The organism is Achromobacter xylosoxidans, assembly GCF_002192695.1.
GTDB lineage: Bacteria > Pseudomonadota > Gammaproteobacteria > Burkholderiales > Burkholderiaceae_B > Achromobacter > Achromobacter xylosoxidans_C.
Window position 1 is genome coordinate 1 of the sequence record NZ_MTLG01000065.1, and the last position, 15253, is coordinate 15253.

At 68.0% G+C, this 15253-nt stretch carries 11 protein-coding genes; 6 read left to right on the forward strand and 5 right to left on the reverse strand.

Going from position 1 to position 15253, the window contains the following annotated elements:
* Window positions 1-908 precede the first annotated feature (908 nt).
* On the reverse strand, window positions 909-2678 hold the full coding sequence (locus BRO63_RS10885; RefSeq protein ID WP_088139810.1) for an acyl-CoA dehydrogenase: 1770 nt from the start codon (window positions 2676-2678) through the stop codon (window positions 909-911).
* Between the two features lie 37 nt (window positions 2679-2715).
* Window positions 2716-4371 (reverse strand): acyl-CoA synthetase, encoded by a 1656-nt coding sequence (locus BRO63_RS10890; RefSeq protein WP_088139811.1) that lies wholly within the window; start codon window positions 4369-4371, stop codon window positions 2716-2718.
* Window positions 4372-4533: 162 nt separating this feature from the next.
* Here BRO63_RS10890 and BRO63_RS10895 point away from each other — a divergent pair, with 162 nt between their 5' ends.
* The gene (locus tag BRO63_RS10895) at window positions 4534-5244 is read left to right on the forward strand and encodes a Crp/Fnr family transcriptional regulator (protein ID WP_088139812.1); all 711 of its coding nucleotides are present in this window, start codon (window positions 4534-4536) and stop codon (window positions 5242-5244) included.
* 10 nt (window positions 5245-5254) lie between these two features.
* Here the strand turns inward: BRO63_RS10895 and BRO63_RS10900 are convergent, their stop codons facing one another.
* Window positions 5255-5959, reverse strand: coding sequence for an aspartate/glutamate racemase family protein (locus BRO63_RS10900; RefSeq protein WP_088139813.1), 705 nt, complete (start codon window positions 5957-5959; stop codon window positions 5255-5257).
* Window positions 5956-6414, reverse strand: a complete 459-nt coding sequence (locus tag BRO63_RS10905) for a MarR family winged helix-turn-helix transcriptional regulator (protein WP_088139814.1) — start codon at window positions 6412-6414, stop codon at window positions 5956-5958. The genes BRO63_RS10900 and BRO63_RS10905 overlap by 4 nt, the downstream gene beginning before the upstream one ends.
* A gap of 240 nt (window positions 6415-6654) precedes the next feature.
* Here BRO63_RS10905 and BRO63_RS10910 point away from each other — a divergent pair, with 240 nt between their 5' ends.
* Window positions 6655-8940 carry a nitric-oxide reductase large subunit gene (locus tag BRO63_RS10910; RefSeq protein WP_088139926.1) on the forward strand — a complete coding sequence of 762 codons (2286 nt, stop codon included), beginning with the start codon at window positions 6655-6657 and terminating at the stop codon, window positions 8938-8940.
* 122 nt (window positions 8941-9062) lie between these two features.
* Window positions 9063-9938, forward strand: a complete 876-nt coding sequence (locus BRO63_RS10915; protein ID WP_088139815.1) for a formylglycine-generating enzyme family protein — start codon at window positions 9063-9065, stop codon at window positions 9936-9938.
* Between the two features lie 17 nt (window positions 9939-9955).
* On the opposite strand, the gene BRO63_RS10920 is transcribed toward BRO63_RS10915, so the two are convergent.
* Window positions 9956-10780 (reverse strand): Crp/Fnr family transcriptional regulator, encoded by an 825-nt coding sequence (locus BRO63_RS10920; protein ID WP_088139816.1) that lies wholly within the window; start codon window positions 10778-10780, stop codon window positions 9956-9958.
* A 156-nt stretch (window positions 10781-10936) separates the two neighbouring features.
* Here BRO63_RS10920 and nirK point away from each other — a divergent pair, with 156 nt between their 5' ends.
* The 3 genes from nirK to aceE all read left to right on the forward strand — a co-directional run bounded on the left by nirK (window position 10937) and on the right by aceE (window position 15251).
* Window positions 10937-12019: a copper-containing nitrite reductase gene (gene nirK, locus BRO63_RS10925; RefSeq protein ID WP_088139817.1), complete on the forward strand. Its 1083-nt coding sequence runs from the start codon at window positions 10937-10939 to the stop codon at window positions 12017-12019.
* 84 nt (window positions 12020-12103) lie between these two features.
* On the forward strand, window positions 12104-12430 hold the full coding sequence (locus BRO63_RS10930; protein WP_088139818.1) for a c-type cytochrome: 327 nt from the start codon (window positions 12104-12106) through the stop codon (window positions 12428-12430).
* 157 nt (window positions 12431-12587) lie between these two features.
* Window positions 12588-15251 (forward strand): pyruvate dehydrogenase (acetyl-transferring), homodimeric type, encoded by a 2664-nt coding sequence (gene aceE, locus BRO63_RS10935; RefSeq protein ID WP_088139819.1) that lies wholly within the window; start codon window positions 12588-12590, stop codon window positions 15249-15251.
* Window positions 15252-15253 lie beyond the last annotated feature (2 nt).

Consider the following 15253-nt stretch of genomic DNA (forward strand, 5'->3'; position numbering starts at 1 on the left):
TTCGCTCCGGACTGCCCCATCGTCATCCTCGTCCTCGCCTTCGGCGACTCCTACGGATTCCCTCGGGCTTATCGACGCCCCGCGCATCGCGAGCCCCCGACGCGACTGGCTCTGTCAGTTGAATCTTCACGGGCGCTGGAGAGGGCGGTGTGCTTGGCGTTCTGGCCACGGTCGGTGGGGTGGTGGCGTGTCTTGCGGGGCCCGCCCCAGGCCGGCCGCGCGGGCGGCCTCTTGGGGCTTACGCGGTGTCTTGCGTCGCGCGATGGCGCTGCGCGCGGGTGACGGGGCGTTTTCGTGGTGACGCGTGCGGCTGGCGAGGGCCAGGTTTGAATTTGGTGGGCGCTGCGTTCGGGTTGATGGCGAAGCGCACGGGTCGGCCAGCAATCGTCACTTCAACGCGGGTGCCGGATGGGTGGCGCGCGTCCAGGTCTGCATGCGCAAGCGGCCATTCGCCGCGCGCCACCCATCACCGCTCACTCCCCCGTGAGCTGGGGACCAATAGCAAATCAGTCACCGCATTCGCGCAAGCGAACACTATAGAAATTCAAGAAATCACGTATGTAATTTTCGGCCGCCCGCGCGGCCGAAAATGACGGGCAGCACAAGCATCGTCCCTGACCACGGCTGTAGAAGCGCCTCAATCCAAGATTCAAGTAGCTCGTCGGCGCGGGCGCCTGAGTGGCGGGCAACCTCGATGCGCCCGAGGGAATCGGAAGGCAGCCGCCGTAGGCGGCAACGACGATGACGAAGGGGAAGTCCGGAGCGAACGCTCCGGACCGCAATCGTGGGCGCCCGCCACTCAGGCGCCCGCGCCGACGAGCGGCCTACGCAGCACTGGAACGCGACCCCGAAAGCCAATCGCCAACGAGACCCTCATGTATCAAGGACCCGTAACGCACCACAAATAGCTACGGCTGCACCTCATACTCCCCAGACCCCATGACCACCGCCGCCAACCCAGGCGCCTGGCTCAGCTTATGCAGCGCATAGCATTGCGCGGTCGCGATCTTGGCGTCGTGGAAAGCAGGATCTTCCTCGCGCAGATCCAGGCTCGCCAGCAGCGCTCGCGCCATCTGCCAGCCGGCAAACGTGGTGCCCGCCAGCAGCAGATACGGCACGGCGGCCGCGAACACGGCGTTGGGGCGGCTGGCGGCGTTGGCCAGCACGAAGTCGATGGCGTCGGCCAGCGCCGCGCGGGCCTGGCGCAGCGGCGTCAGCATCAGGCGGGCAGCGGGTTCGCTGCGCCCCTCCAGCGCCGCTTCGGTCTTGCCGACTTCCGCCAGCAGGGCGCGGGCGACGGCGCCGCCGTCGCGTAGGGTCTTGCGGCCCACCAGGTCATTGGCCTGGATCGCCGTCGTGCCCTCGTAGATCGTGAGGATGCGCGCGTCGCGGTAGTACTGCGCCGCGCCGGTTTCCTCGATGAAGCCCATGCCGCCGTGCACCTGCACGCCCAGGCTGGCGACATCGATGGACATCTCGGTGCACCAGCCCTTGACGATGGGCACCAGGTATTCCTGCACCGCCAGATGGCGCTTGCGGGCTTCGGCGTCCGGACTGGCGTGCGCCAGGTCGGCGTGGCCCGCGGTGTAGTAGGCCAGCGCGCGGCCGGCCTCGGTCAGGGCGCGCATGGTGCCCAGCATGCGGCGCACGTCGGGGTGCTGGATGATGGGCACCGCGTCCTTGGACGAACCGTCCACCGGACGGCTCTGCACGCGCTCGGCGGCATAGGCCAGCGCGTGCTGGTGGGCGCGGTCGGCAACCGCCACGCCCTGCACGCCCACCGCGTAGCGGGCGGCGTTCATCATGATGAACATGGCGTCCAGGCCGCGGTTCTCCTGGCCTACCAGATAGCCCAGCGCGCCGCCCGCGTCGCCGAACTGCAGCGTGCAGGTGGGGCTGGCCTTGATGCCCAGCTTGTGTTCGATCGACACGCAATGGACGTCGTTGCGCGCGCCCAGCGTGCCGTCCTGGTTGACCAGGAACTTGGGCACCAGGAACAGCGAAATGCCTTTGACGCCTTCGGGCGCGTCGGGCAGGCGCGCCAGCACCAGGTGCAGGATGTTCTCGGCCAGATCGTGTTCGCCGTAGGTGATGAAGATCTTGGTGCCGGAGATGCGGTAGGTGCCGTCGCCCACGGGCTGCGCGCGCGAGCGGACCATGGCCAGGTCCGAGCCCGCCTGCGGCTCGGTCAGGTTCATGGTGCCGGTCCAGCGTCCGGAAATCATGGGCTCGATGAAGCGCTGCTTCAGTTCAGGCGAACCGGCCGTCAGCAGCGCCTCGATCGCGCCATTGGTCAGCAGCGGACACAGCGCGAACGACAGGTTGGCGGCGTTCAGCATTTCCGAGCAGGGCGAACCGATCAGGCCGGGCAGGCCCTGGCCGCCGTATTCCACCGGATGCGTCATGCCCTGCCAGCCGGCCTCGGCGTACAGGTTGAACGCCTGCTTGAAGCCCGGCGAGGTGGTGACGGCGCCGTCGCGCCAGGCACTGGGCTCGCGGTCGGCGGCGTGGTTCAGCGGGGCCAGCACGTCGCCGGCATAGCGCGCGGATTCCTCCAGCACGGCCTGGGTGGTGTCGGGCGTGGCTTCTTCGAAGCCGGGCAGCGCGGCGACTTGCGGCAGGCCCGCAAGGTGGTTCAGCACGAACAGCATGTCTTTCACGGGGGCTTGGTACGTCATGGCGTCGGAGCTCCTGGATGGGATGGGAACGTGGGATTCAGCCGGCCTTGCCGGGGCCGGCCACGTCGATGGCCTGGGTCGCGCCGACGGCGGCGCGCAGTTCGAATTTCTGGATCTTGCCGGTGGAAGTCTTGGGCAGTTCGCCGAAGCGCACCGCGCGCGGCACCTTGAAGCCGGGCAGCAGCAGCTTGCAGTGCGCGATGATCTCTTCGGCGGTGGCGCTGCAGCCGGGCTTGAGCTCGACGAAGGCGCAGGGGGTTTCGCCCCACTTGGGATCGGGCATCGCCACCACGGCCACCGCCGCCACGGCAGGGTGGCGATAGAGCGCGTCCTCGACTTCGATGCTGGAGATGTTCTCGCCGCCGGAAATGATGATGTCCTTGCTGCGGTCCTTGATGCGGACATAGCCGTCGGCCGTCATCACGCCCAGATCGCCGGTGCGGAACCAGCCGCCGGCAAAGGCCTGGTCGGTGGCGCGCTCGTTCTTCAGGTAGCCCTTCATGCAGATGTTGCCGCGGAACATGACCTCGCCCACGGTCTGCTCGTCGGCCGGCACCTCTTCCATGGTGTCGGGGTTGCGCACGGAGACGCCCGCCTGCAGGTGGTAGCGCACGCCCTGGCGCGCATTGCGCAGCGCGCGCTCTTCCTCGTCCAGCGCGTCCCAGGCCTCCTGGCGGGCGCACACGGCCGCGGGTCCGTAGACTTCGGTCAGGCCGTAAACATGGGTCAGTTCGAAGCCGATGTCGCGCATCTTGGCGATGACGGCGGGCGCCGGCGCCGCGCCCGCCACCATGGTGCGCACGGTGTGGTCGATGCCGGCGCGTAGCTCGGCCGGGGCATTGGCCAGCGCGCTCTGCACGATGGGCGCGCCGCAATAGTGGGTGACGCCTTCATTGCGGATCAGGTCGAACACGGTCTGCGGGTCGAACTTGCGCAGGCATACGTTGACCCCGGCGCGCGCGGCCACGGTCCAGGCGAAGCACCAGCCGTTGCAGTGGAACAGCGGCAGGGTCCATAGATAGACCGGATGCTTGGGCATGTCCCATTCAAGGATGTTGCTGATGGCGTTCAGGTAGGCGCCGCGGTAGTGGTAGACCACGCCCTTGGGGTCGCCGGTGGTGCCGGACGTGTAGTTCAGCGCGATGGCATCCCATTCGTCGGCGGGCGGCTTCCAGTCGTAGCGGGCGGGAGCGCCGGCCAGGAAGGCTTCGTAGTCGACCGCGCCGGGCAGTTCCGCCGGCGCGCTTTCCAGGTCGTGCACCGAGATGAGCTTCAGGTGCGGGAATTCGGCCCGCGCGCGCTGGGCGAGTTCGGCGTATTCCGTGTCCACGATCAGCGCCTGCGCTTCGCCGTGGCCCAGCATGAACAGCACGCTGGGCGTGTCCAGGCGGGTATTCAGGGTATTGAGCACCGCGCCCAGCATGGGCACGCCGAAGTGGGCTTCGACCATGGCGGGAATGTTGGGCAGCATCACGGCCACGGTGTCGCCGCGCTTGATGCCGGCTTGCGCCAGCGCGCCCGCCAGGCGCTGGGCGCGTTCGTAGGTCTGGGCCCAGTTGCGCCGCACCTTGCCGTGGACGATGGCCAGGCGCTGGCCATAGACCTGCGCGGCGCGGGCGATGAAGTCCACCGGGGTCAGGGCTTCGTAGTTGGCGTCGCGGCGCTCGAGGCCGCGGTCGAACATACCGCTCATGCTTGTCTCCAGTTGGGACGCGCAGGCGTCCCTTATCCATCTGCGGGGCGTTTGATCCCCGTCGCTTGCCCTAGCTTAGATGCAGCCTGAAAATGCTGTCTGTCACCTGCATGACAGACGTCCGGCCGGCCCGGCTTTCCCCAGTTTTACACAGTTATTCCCATGACCGACGTTTCAAACATCGTTTCCGCCGCGGAACTGGCCGGCCTGTTCGGATCCTGCGCCTGGTTTGTCGCGCTGGATGCCCGCCACCAGGATCTGGTGCTGGCGACTTCACGTGCCGAGCAGGTGCCCAACGGCGCCTGGATCGCGCGGCGCAACGCGCCTTCGGATTATTGGCTGGGCGTGCATACGGGCCTGTTGAAGCTGGCCATCTACAACGAGTCGGGCCGCAGTTGCACCTTTTCGGGCGTGCCGCCGGGCGGCTGGTTCGGCGAGGGCAGCGTCATCAAGCGCGAACTGCGCAAGTACGACGTGGTGGCGATCCAGCCGTCGCTGGTGTTGCAGGTGCCCACGGCCACCTTCCATGCGCTGCTGTCGGCCAGCCTGCCTTTTTCGCATTTTGTCATCGGCCAGTTGAACAACCGCATGGGCGAGTTCATCGCTTCCATCCAGAACCACCGTTTGCTGGACGCGGACGCGCGCGTGGCGCAGTCCCTGGCGCAGCTGTTCAATCCGCAACTGTATCCGTCCACCGATCTGACGCTGGCGATTTCGCAGGAAGAGCTAGGCTATCTGACGGGCCTGTCGCGCCAGCGGGTCAATCAGGCCCTGCAGACGCTGGCGGACCAGGGCATCCTGGCCCTGGCCTACAACCAGATCAAGGTGCTGGACCTGGACCGCTTGCGGCTGTACGGCCTGGACCAGCTCTGAGGGCGCCGGATCAGGCGCCGCGCAGCGAGCGGTCGAGCGCCGCCCGCGCCAGGATGCGGGTGGAATCCAGGGTGGGCAGGGCGGAATTGCCGTCGTTCAGCACCAGCGGCAACTCGGTGCAGCCCAGTACCACGGCGTCGCAGCCGGCTTCGCGCAGGCGCTCGATCACGCCTTGCAGCCGGGCCACGGATTCGGGCTTGAACACGCCGTACACCAGTTCGTCCATGATGATGCGGGCCAGCGTGTCGCGGTCCGCTTCCGCCGGCCGCAGCCATTGCAGGCCGCGCGCGTCCAGTTTGTCCGGATAGACGCTGCTGTCCACCAGCCAGCGCGTGCCCAGGATGCCAATGCGGCGCAAGCCGCGCGCCTGGGCCTCGGCCGCGACTTCTTCGGCGATATGCAGCCAGGGCAGGGGCGACTGCGGCAGCACATGGCCCAGCGCCTGATGGATGGTGTTGTCCGGGCAGATCAGGAAATCGGCGCCCGCGCGCGCCAGTTTGCCCGCGGAGGACAGCATCAGCGCGCCCACGCCGGCCAGGTCGGCACGGTCCAGGCAGGCGACGTAGTCCGCCAGCGAATGCGTGTGCAGCGAGATTTCCGGGTGCGCGTGCGGGCCCAGGCGCTCGGCGCCTTCCGTGCACAGCGTGCGGTAGCAAAGCGCGGCGCCTTCCGCCGAGCAGGCGACGATGCCAATGTGCAAGGGAGTCGCGTTCATTCGGCAGGCTCCTTGCGGGATGCGCGCACGTGGCGCGCGATGTCCAGGAAGCTCGCGGCCATGGACTCCTGCTGCGCCTGCGGCAGCCGCGACAGGAACAGCTCGTCGACCGCGGGGCCGTAGACCTTCCACATTTCGCGGCGCAGCGCGCGGCCCTTGGGCGTGAGGCGGGCGTAGGTGGCGCGGCGGTCCTCGTCCGAACGGAAGCGTTCGACCAGGCCTTCGGCCTCGATGCGGTCCATCAGGCGCGTCAGGTTGTAGCGCGCGATCACCATGCGCTCGGCGATCTCGAACATCCTGGCCGTGCCGTCGGGTGCGCGCTCCAGCGCCCACAACGCGTCGTACCAGGCCAGAGGCGGCAGGCCGGCGGCCGACAGGCGCTTTTCGATGTCTTCCACTACCAGCGCATGCGCGGTCAGGAAGAGGCTCCACGCATCGGGCTTGCCCGTGGCCATGCGGTCGGTTCCTTTGAAAGAGGTGGGAATGCAGCGGGAGATTGTAAGAGGCTCAGGCTTGGCGCGGCGCCGGCATTTCATGGTCCAAATCACCCTTGATCGGTGATTTATACCCGGGTTGGAGGCGGTGAAAAATACCGCGTGATTTGCAACTTCATGATTTTAATGGGATTTTTCCTGGCACGGAATTCGCATATGGGTACGTACCCCAAAACCGCAACACTGGAGGGCGTTCCCATCATGGGTCCGTATCGGAAATTATGGTTCACCTTGATCGCCGTATTGGCGGTCACGTTCGCTTTGCTGGGTTTCTACGGCGGCGAGGTCTACCGGCAGGCGCCGCCGATTCCCGGACAGGTCGTGACGACCGACGGCAAACCGCTGTTCGGCCGCGACGACATCCTGGACGGCCAGACGGCCTGGCAGTCGGTAGGCGGCATGCAGCTGGGATCGGTCTGGGGGCACGGCGCCTACCAGGCGCCCGACTGGACCGCCGACTGGCTGCACCGTGAACTGACGGCCTGGCTGGACCTGGCCGCGCGCGAGAAGCATGGGCAGGACTACGCGCAGCTGGACGCGGGCGCCCAGGCCGCGCTGCGCGCGGAACTGAAGGCCGAGTACCGCGCCAATCGCAGCGATGCTGCCACCGACACGCTGGCGGTGAGCCCGCGGCGCGCCCGCGCCATGGCGCAGACCGCGGCCTACTACGACCAGTTGTTCTCCGACGCGCCCGCGCTGCACCGCAGCCGCGAGAATTTCGCGATGAAGGAAAACACGCTGCCCGACGCCGCGCGCCGCACCCAGCTCACGCATTTCTTCTTCTGGACGGCGTGGGCCGCGGCCACCGAGCGTGAAGGCAAGGCAGTCACCTACACCAACAACTGGCCGCATGAACCGCTGATCGACAACGTGCCCAGCGCCGAGAACGTCATGTGGTCCATCCTCAGCGTGGTGGTGCTGCTGGCCGGCATCGGCTTCCTGGTCTGGGCCTGGGCGTTCCTGCGCGGCAAGGAGGACGACGAGCCGCTGGCGCCCGCCAAGGACCCGCTGACCACCTTCGCCCTGACGCCTTCGCAGCGCGCGCTGGGCAAGTACCTGTTCCTGGTCGTGGCGCTGTTCGGCTTCCAGGTGCTGCTGGGCGCCTTCACCGCGCACTACACCGTCGAAGGGCAGAAGTTCTACGGCGTCGACCTGTCGCAGTGGTTCCCGTATTCGCTGGTGCGCACCTGGCATATCCAGAGCGCGCTGTTCTGGATCGCCACGGGCTTCCTGGCCGCCGGCCTGTTCCTCGCGCCGTTGATCAACGGCGGGCGCGACCCCAAGTTCCAGAAGGTCGGGGTCGACATCCTGTTCTGGGCGCTGGTGCTGGTGGTGGTCGGATCGTTCACTGGCAACTATCTCGCGATCGCGCAGATCATGCCGCCGGACCTGAACTTCTGGCTGGGCCACCAGGGCTATGAATACGTGGACCTGGGCCGCCTGTGGCAGATCGGCAAGTTCGCGGGCATCTGCTTCTGGCTGGTGCTGATGCTGCGCGGCATCGTGCCGGCTCTGCGCACGCCGGGCGGCGACAAGAACCTGCTGGCGCTCCTGACCGCCTCGGTGGGCGCCATCGGCCTGTTCTATGGCGCGGGCTTTTTCTACGGCGAGCGCACGCACCTGACGGTGATGGAGTACTGGCGCTGGTGGATCGTGCACCTGTGGGTGGAGGGCTTCTTCGAAGTCTTCGCGACCACGGCGCTGGCCTTCATCTTTTCGACCCTGGGCCTGGTGTCGCGCCGCATGGCGACCACAGCCAGCCTGGCCTCGGCCTCGCTCTTCATGCTGGGCGGCATACCCGGCACCTTCCATCACCTGTACTTCGCCGGCACCACCACGCCCGTGATGGCCATCGGCGCCAGCTTCTCGGCGCTGGAAGTGGTGCCGCTCATCGTGCTGGGACACGAGGCCTGGGAAAACTGGCGCCTGAAGACCCGCGCGCCCTGGATGGAAAACCTGAAGTGGCCGCTGATGTGCTTCGTCGCCGTGGCTTTCTGGAACATGCTGGGCGCGGGCGTCTTCGGCTTCATGATCAACCCGCCCGTTTCGCTGTACTACATCCAGGGCCTGAACACCACGCCGGTCCATGCGCACGCGGCCCTGTTCGGTGTGTATGGCTTCCTGGCGCTGGGCTTCACCCTGCTGGTGCTGCGCTACATCCGTCCGCAGTACGCGCTGAGCCCCGGCCTGATGAAGCTGGCGTTCTGGGGCATGAACCTGGGCCTGGCGCTGATGATCTTCACCAGCCTGCTGCCGGTGGGGCTGATCCAGTTCCACGCCAGCGTCAGCGAGGGCATGTGGTACGCCCGCAGCGAAGGCTTCATGCAGCAGGAGCTGCTGCAGAACCTGCGCTGGGGCCGCACCTTCGGCGACGTGGTGTTCCTGCTGGGCGCGCTGGCCATCGTGATGCAGGTGATCCTGGGCCTCTTGAGCGGCAAGCCCGCGCAGGCCGAGCCGCGCCTGCAGGCCAAGGCGGCGCGCGGCTAGCGGCGCGCGGCTAGCGCGGCCCGTCCCGCGCAGGCGTGCAAGCGCTTGCGCGCGGCAGGACGCCAGGCAAGCGCCGGCCTCTTTGCTTCAGCGCAAAGAGCCCGGCCGCCGCAGCCGGTCCAATGGAATCCAGCCCGCGCCCGACCGGCGCGGGCATTCCGGAGCACCGCCGCATGCGCATCCTGCCGACCGTCATCGTTTCTTTGCTGTTGACCGCTTGCGGGCCCCAGGACGGGGCCCGTTTTGCCTTGCCGGAAATCACGCGCCTGCCGCCGGGCCAGGTGAGCTACGTGCCGCCTGGCGAGGCGCTGCGCAACGGCTATCCCGCCACGCCCGCGCCGCGCACCGCGCGCTATCCGGATGGCCTGGCCATCATGACGCGGCAGGTCAGCCAGGCCGAATACGCGGCCTGCGTGCGTGCCGGCGGCTGCAAGGCGCTGGATCCCGCGCAGCGCGGGGCGGTTGCGTCCGACCTGCCCGCGGTAGGCATCAACTGGACCGACGCGGTTGCCTATGCCGCATGGCTGTCCGAACGCACCGGCAGGCGCCTGCGCCTGCCCAGCTATGCCGAATGGGTCTACGCGGCGGGCGAAGCCTATCGCGAAGACGTCTTGCCGGCCTTGCCCGAGGGCGGCGACCCAGCGCAACGCTGGCTGGCGGAATACGAACAGCAGAGCCTGCGCGGCGCGCAGGGCGACGCCGCGGTGCGCGCGTTCGGCGCCTATGGCCGCAACCGCGCCGGCCTGATGGACATGGCGGGCAGCGTGTGGGACTGGACCGACGATTGCCATGCGCGGCGCGTGCTGGACGGGCTGCGCGATGGCGCAAGCGGCAACGCGGCGCAGGAGCAGGAAAGCCGCAACTGCGGCATACGCGTCGCAGCCGGCAGGCACATCGCGTATCTGCCCGATTTCATCCGCGATCCCAAGGGCGGGGCGTGTTCGGTCGGCGTGCCGCCCGCCAACCTGGGGCTGCGGCTGGTGCTGGAACCCGGCTAGGCCACGTTGCCTGCGCGCTATGCGCCGGCCAGTTCGGCGCTCGCGTCGCAGGCCTCGTCCGCGGCCGGCGATCCGTGGCGACAGGACAGGCAGGCCGAGCAGTCCACGGCGGGTCCGGCATGTTCGCCCAGGCGGGCCAGCGCCGCAGGCGAGCGCAGCACCACGCGCTTGCGTCCGGCCGAGACGATGCCGCGCTGCTTCCAGTCGCTGAGCAGCCGGCTGACCGTGTGCAAGGTGGTGCCGGTCATCTCCGCGATGTCCTGGCGGGTGATCGGAAAGCCTATGCCTATGCCGTCCTGCATCGGCTGGCCGGATTGCTGCACCAGCCTCAGGATGGCGCGCGCCACGCGCTGTTCGACTTCGTCGGTGGACAGCTCCTGGATGCGGACATGGGCGTCCTGCAGGCGTTGCCCCATCGTTTGCAGCGCGGCCGCGGCCAGCTGGGGATGGCTGGCGGTAAAGCGTTCCCAGGCCGTGGCCGGCCATGCCAGGCAGACGCTTTCCTGCACGGCCTGGACCGTGGCCGGATAGCAGGGCTGCCGCATGGCGCAAGCCAGCCCGAACATGTCGCCGGGATTCACGTAGCGCACCACGACCTGCTCGCCTTCCGGCGTCAGCTGCGCCACCTTCAGGCAACCGTGCAGCAGCACGAAGAAGTGCGCGGCCGCGGCGCCCTGGCGGTAGGCCAATGCGCCGGCCTCCAGGCGGCATGGCGTCGCGCCGCGCAGCGCGGCGTCCAGCTGCGCATCGGACAAGGGCCTGAACAGATCCAGGTTGCGAAGCAGGGCGTGGCACAGCGGCGACGCCGCCGCGGTCCGCTCGGAAGCGTGAGGAGGGTCCATGCCCCGATGGTGACACCGCGACCGCGCGGCGGCAATGCGCGCCGGCCCGCAAGCTGGTCCGAAGTTTGCGCTACAGCAAAGAACGCAAAAGGTGGCGGGCCTTCAATGGAACCGCCGACAGACTCGGCTTTGCAGACACTGGAACAGGAGTTTCACATGAACGCTTTGCGCCCCACCTTGCTTGCCATGGCATTGATCGCAGCGATGGCGGGCGGCCCCGCCGCCGCGCAGAACGCCGACCAGCTGGAACGCGCCAAGGTCGCGCTGGTCGCCCCGCCCATGGTCCATCCGCATGAGCAGGTGGCCCGTTCGGGCCCCAAGATGATCGAATTCACGATGACCATCGAGGAAAAGAAGATGGTCATCGACGACAAGGGCACGACCTTGCAGGCGATGACGTTCAATGGGTCCATGCCCGGTCCGACCCTGGTGGTGCATGAAGGCGATTATGTCGAGCTGACCCTGGTCAATCCGGCCACCAATGCCATGCCGCACAACGTGGATTTCCATGCGGCCACCGGCGCGCTGGGCGGGGCCAAGCTCACCAACGTGAATCCGGGCGAGCAGGCCACGCTGCGCTTCAAGGCGGACCGCAGCGGCACCTTCGTCTACCACTGTGCGCCCGAAGGCATGGTGCCCTGGCACGTGGTGGCGGGCATGAGCGGCACGCTGATGGTGCTGCCGCGCGACGGCCTGAAGGACCCGCAGGGCAAGCCGCTGCGCTACGACCGCGCCTACACGATAGGCGAGTTCGACCTGTACATCCCCAAGGACGCCAACGGCAAGTACAAGGACTATGCGACCTTGGCGGAAAGCTATGGCGACACGGTGGAAGTCATGCGCACGCTGACGCCGTCGCACATCGTCTTCAACGGCAAGGTCGGGGCCTTGACGGGCGCGAACGCGCTCACGGCCAAGGTGGGCGAGACGGTGCTGCTGATCCATTCGCAGGCCAACCGCGATACGCGCCCGCATCTGATCGGCGGCCACGGCGACTGGGTCTGGGAGACCGGCAAGTTCGCCAATCCGCCGCAGAAGGACCTGGAGACCTGGTTCATCCGCGGCGGTTCGGCGGGCGCGGCGCTCTACACCTTCAAGCAGCCCGGCGTATACGCCTACCTGAACCACAACCTGATCGAAGCCTTCGAGCTGGGCGCGGCCGGGCATATCAAGGTCGAGGGCAAATGGAATGACGACCTGATGAAGCAGATCAAGGCGCCGGGTCCGATCCCGCGCTGAGTGCGGCGGCAGGGCGCGCCCCGCGCGCGCCTTGCCCCGGTCCGTCCGCCACGCCCTCCAGCCTTTACCTTCCGGAGCCTTGCCATGTCCTCGCTTTATCGAATCGCGTTCGCCGCCGCCCTGGTCAGCCTGCCCGTCCCGCAAGCGGGCGCGGAGACGCTGGCCGCCGTCAACCCCGCCGGTGAAAAACTCTACAAGTCCGCCTGCGTCGTGTGCCACGCTAGCGGGGTCGCCAATGCGCCCAGGCTGGGCGACAAGCAAGCCTGGTCGCCCTTTATTGCGCAAGGCACGGACGCGCTGCTGGCCACCGTGCTCAAGGGCAAGGGCGCGATGCCGCCGCGCGGCGGCTCGTCCGCGGACGAGCCGACCTTGAGGGCCGCGGTCGAATTCATGATGGCCGCGTCCCGCTAGCGGCGACGGCCGGGGCCATGGTCTTAATAGTTGCACTTGCAATTATCAAGATTCCTCCATACGATTGCAATTGCACATGATGCAATTGCAATTCACGATGCGAAATGATGGCGGCCGTACACCGGGATGCCGTCTTCGCGCCCACCAGGAGGACGCCATGGATACCCCGATAGAACCGACCGACGCCGATCCGCAGGAAACCCAGGAATGGCTGGAAGCCATGCAGGCCGTGCTGGCCCACGAGGGCCGGCCGCGCACCCACTACTTGCTGGACCAGTTGATCGGCCAGGACCGCGCCGGCCACGGCGGCTATGCCGCGCCGAACGCCACGCCCTACGTGAACACGATCAGGCCGGCGGAGCAGGGCCTGTTTCCGGGCGACATGGGCATCGAACTGCGGCTGGACGCCTATCTGCGCTGGAACGCCATGGCCATGGTGCTGCGCGCGGGCAAGACATCGGGCGTGGGCGGACACATCGCGACCTACGCCTCGGCCACGACGCTGTACGAAACCGGCTTCCGCCATTTCTTCCGCGCGGCCACGCCGGACTTCCTGGGCGACATGCTGTACATCCAGGGCCATTCCGCGCCCGGCATCTATGCGCGCGCCTATCTGGAAGGCCGCATCTCCGAGGACGAACTCGACCGCTTCCGGCGCGAGACGGCCGGCGGCGGGCTGGCGTCCTATCCGCATCCGCGCACCATGCCCGGGTTCTGGCAGTTCCCGACGGTGTCGATGGGCCTGGGGCCGCTGATGGCCGCCTACCAGGCGCGCTACATGCGCTACCTGGAAGACCGCGAGCTGATCCCCGCGCAGGGCCGCAAGGTTTGGGGCTTTTTGGGCGACGGCGAACAGGACCAGCCCGAGACGCTGGCGGCGGTGGCGATGGCCGGGCGCGAGAAACTGGACAACCTGGTCTTCGTGGTGAACTGCAATCTGCAACGCCTGGACGGCCCGGTGCGCGGCAACGCCAAGATCATCCAGGAGCTGGAAAGCGTGTACCGCGGCGCTGGCTGGAACGTCATCAAGGTGATCTGGGGAGCCGGCTGGGACGCGCTGCTGGCGCAAGACCATGACGGCCGCCTGCGGCGGCGCATGATGCAGTGCGTGGACGGCGAGTACCAGGTGTTCAAGGCGCGCGGCGGCGCCTATGTGCGCGAACATTTCTTCGGCGCCGATCCCGTGCTGCTGGAGCGCGTGGCGCACCTGAGCGACGAAGAGATCGGCGCGCTGAACCGCGGCGGACACGATCCGGCCAAGGTCTACGCGGCCTACGCCACCGCGCTGGCCCACCGCGGCCAGCCCACCGTCATCCTGGCCAAGACCGTCAAGGGCTATGGCATGGGCGCGGCGGGCGAGGCCGCCAACACCAACCACCAGCAGAAGAAGATGGCGGATCCGGCCGTGCGCGCATTCCGCGACCGCTTCGCCATCCCGGTGCCGGACGATCAGCTCGAACAGATTCCCTACATCAAGCCCGCGCCCGGCAGTCCCGAACGGGCCTACTTCGATGCCGCGATCGCGCGCGCCGGCGGCCATCTGCCGCGCCGGCCGGCCGGGCCCGGGCCGTTGGCCACGCCGCCGCTGGAGGCTTTCGCCGCGCACCTGAAGGGCAGCGACGGCCGCGAGTTCTCCACCACCATGGCCTTCGTGCGGGTGCTGGCGCAATTGCTCAAGGACCCCGCCATCGGCCAGCGCGTGGTGCCCATCGTGCCCGACGAGTCGCGCACCTTCGGCATGGACGGCATGTTCCGGCAGGTGGGCATCTATTCGCACGTGGGGCAGCTGTATACGCCGCAGGACGCCGACCAGCTGAGCGTCTACCGTGAAGACCGGCGCGGCCAGATCCTGCAGGAAGGCATCAACGAGTCGGGCGCGATGGCGTCGTGGATCGCGGCCGCCACCGCGCACAGCACGCACGGCGTGGCCACCATTCCGTTCTACATCTTCTATTCCATGTTCGGCTTCCAGCGCGTGGGCGACCTGGCCTGGGCGGCGGGCGACATCCGCGCGCGCGGCTTCCTGCTGGGCGCGACCTCCGGGCGCACCACGCTGGAAGGCGAGGGCCTGCAGCACGACGACGGCCACAGCCACGTGCTGGCCTCGGTCATTCCTTCATGCGTGGCCTACGACCCGGCCTACGCCTATGAAATCGCGGTGATCGTGCAGGACGGCATGCGCCGCATGTACCAGGAGGAAGAAGACGTCTTCTACTACCTGACGCTGATCAACGAGAAGACCGCGCATCCGCCCATGCCGCAAGGCGCCGAGGAAGGCATCCTGCGCGGCATGTACCGCCTGCGCGAAGGCGGCGAGGGTGCGCTGCGGGTGCAGTTGCTGGGCAGCGGCGCCATCCTGGGCGAAACGCTGGCGGCGGCCGAGTTGCTGCGGCAGGACTTCGGCGTGGCGGCCGACGTCTGGAGCGTGACCAGCTATTCGGAGCTGGGCCGCGACGGCCAGGAAGCCGAACGCTGGAGCCGCCTGCATCCGCTGGAGGACAGGCGCCGCGGCTACGCGGAAACGGTCCTGGCGGACAGCGAGGGGCCGGTGGTGGCCGCCACCGACTACATGAAGACGGTGGCCGAACAGATACGTCCGTTCATGCAGGACCGCCGCTACGTCACGCTGGGCACCGACGGCTTTGGCCGGTCCGACACGCGGGCGGCGCTGCGCGCCTATTTCGAGGTGGACCGGCATCACATCGCGCTGGCGGCCCTGAAGGCGCTGGCGGACGACGGACTGATGCCGCAGGAGCGCGCGGCCGACGCCATCGCCCGCTACGGCATCGACCCGGAGGCCGTGTCCGCGGCGCGGCCCTAGGG

What these genes read in the sequence shown, in the direction of transcription:
- BRO63_RS10930 (WP_088139818.1), top strand. Translation starts at nt 12,104, where the DNA reads ATGTCCTCGCTTTATCGAATCGCGTTCGCCGCCGCCCTGGTCAGCCTG.
- nirK (WP_088139817.1), top strand. Translation starts at nt 10,937, where the DNA reads ATGAACGCTTTGCGCCCCACCTTGCTTGCCATGGCATTGATCGCAGCG.
- BRO63_RS10900 (WP_088139813.1), bottom strand. Translation starts at nt 5,959, where the DNA reads ATGAACGCGACTCCCTTGCACATTGGCATCGTCGCCTGCTCGGCGGAA.
- BRO63_RS10905 (WP_088139814.1), bottom strand. Translation starts at nt 6,414, where the DNA reads ATGGCCACGGGCAAGCCCGATGCGTGGAGCCTCTTCCTGACCGCGCAT.
- aceE (WP_088139819.1), top strand. Translation starts at nt 12,588, where the DNA reads ATGGATACCCCGATAGAACCGACCGACGCCGATCCGCAGGAAACCCAG.
- BRO63_RS10920 (WP_088139816.1), bottom strand. Translation starts at nt 10,780, where the DNA reads ATGGACCCTCCTCACGCTTCCGAGCGGACCGCGGCGGCGTCGCCGCTG.
- BRO63_RS10895 (WP_088139812.1), top strand. Translation starts at nt 4,534, where the DNA reads ATGACCGACGTTTCAAACATCGTTTCCGCCGCGGAACTGGCCGGCCTG.
- BRO63_RS10890 (WP_088139811.1), bottom strand. Translation starts at nt 4,371, where the DNA reads ATGAGCGGTATGTTCGACCGCGGCCTCGAGCGCCGCGACGCCAACTAC.
- BRO63_RS10910 (WP_088139926.1), top strand. Translation starts at nt 6,655, where the DNA reads ATGGGTCCGTATCGGAAATTATGGTTCACCTTGATCGCCGTATTGGCG.
- BRO63_RS10885 (WP_088139810.1), bottom strand. Translation starts at nt 2,678, where the DNA reads ATGACGTACCAAGCCCCCGTGAAAGACATGCTGTTCGTGCTGAACCAC.
- BRO63_RS10915 (WP_088139815.1), top strand. Translation starts at nt 9,063, where the DNA reads ATGGAATCCAGCCCGCGCCCGACCGGCGCGGGCATTCCGGAGCACCGC.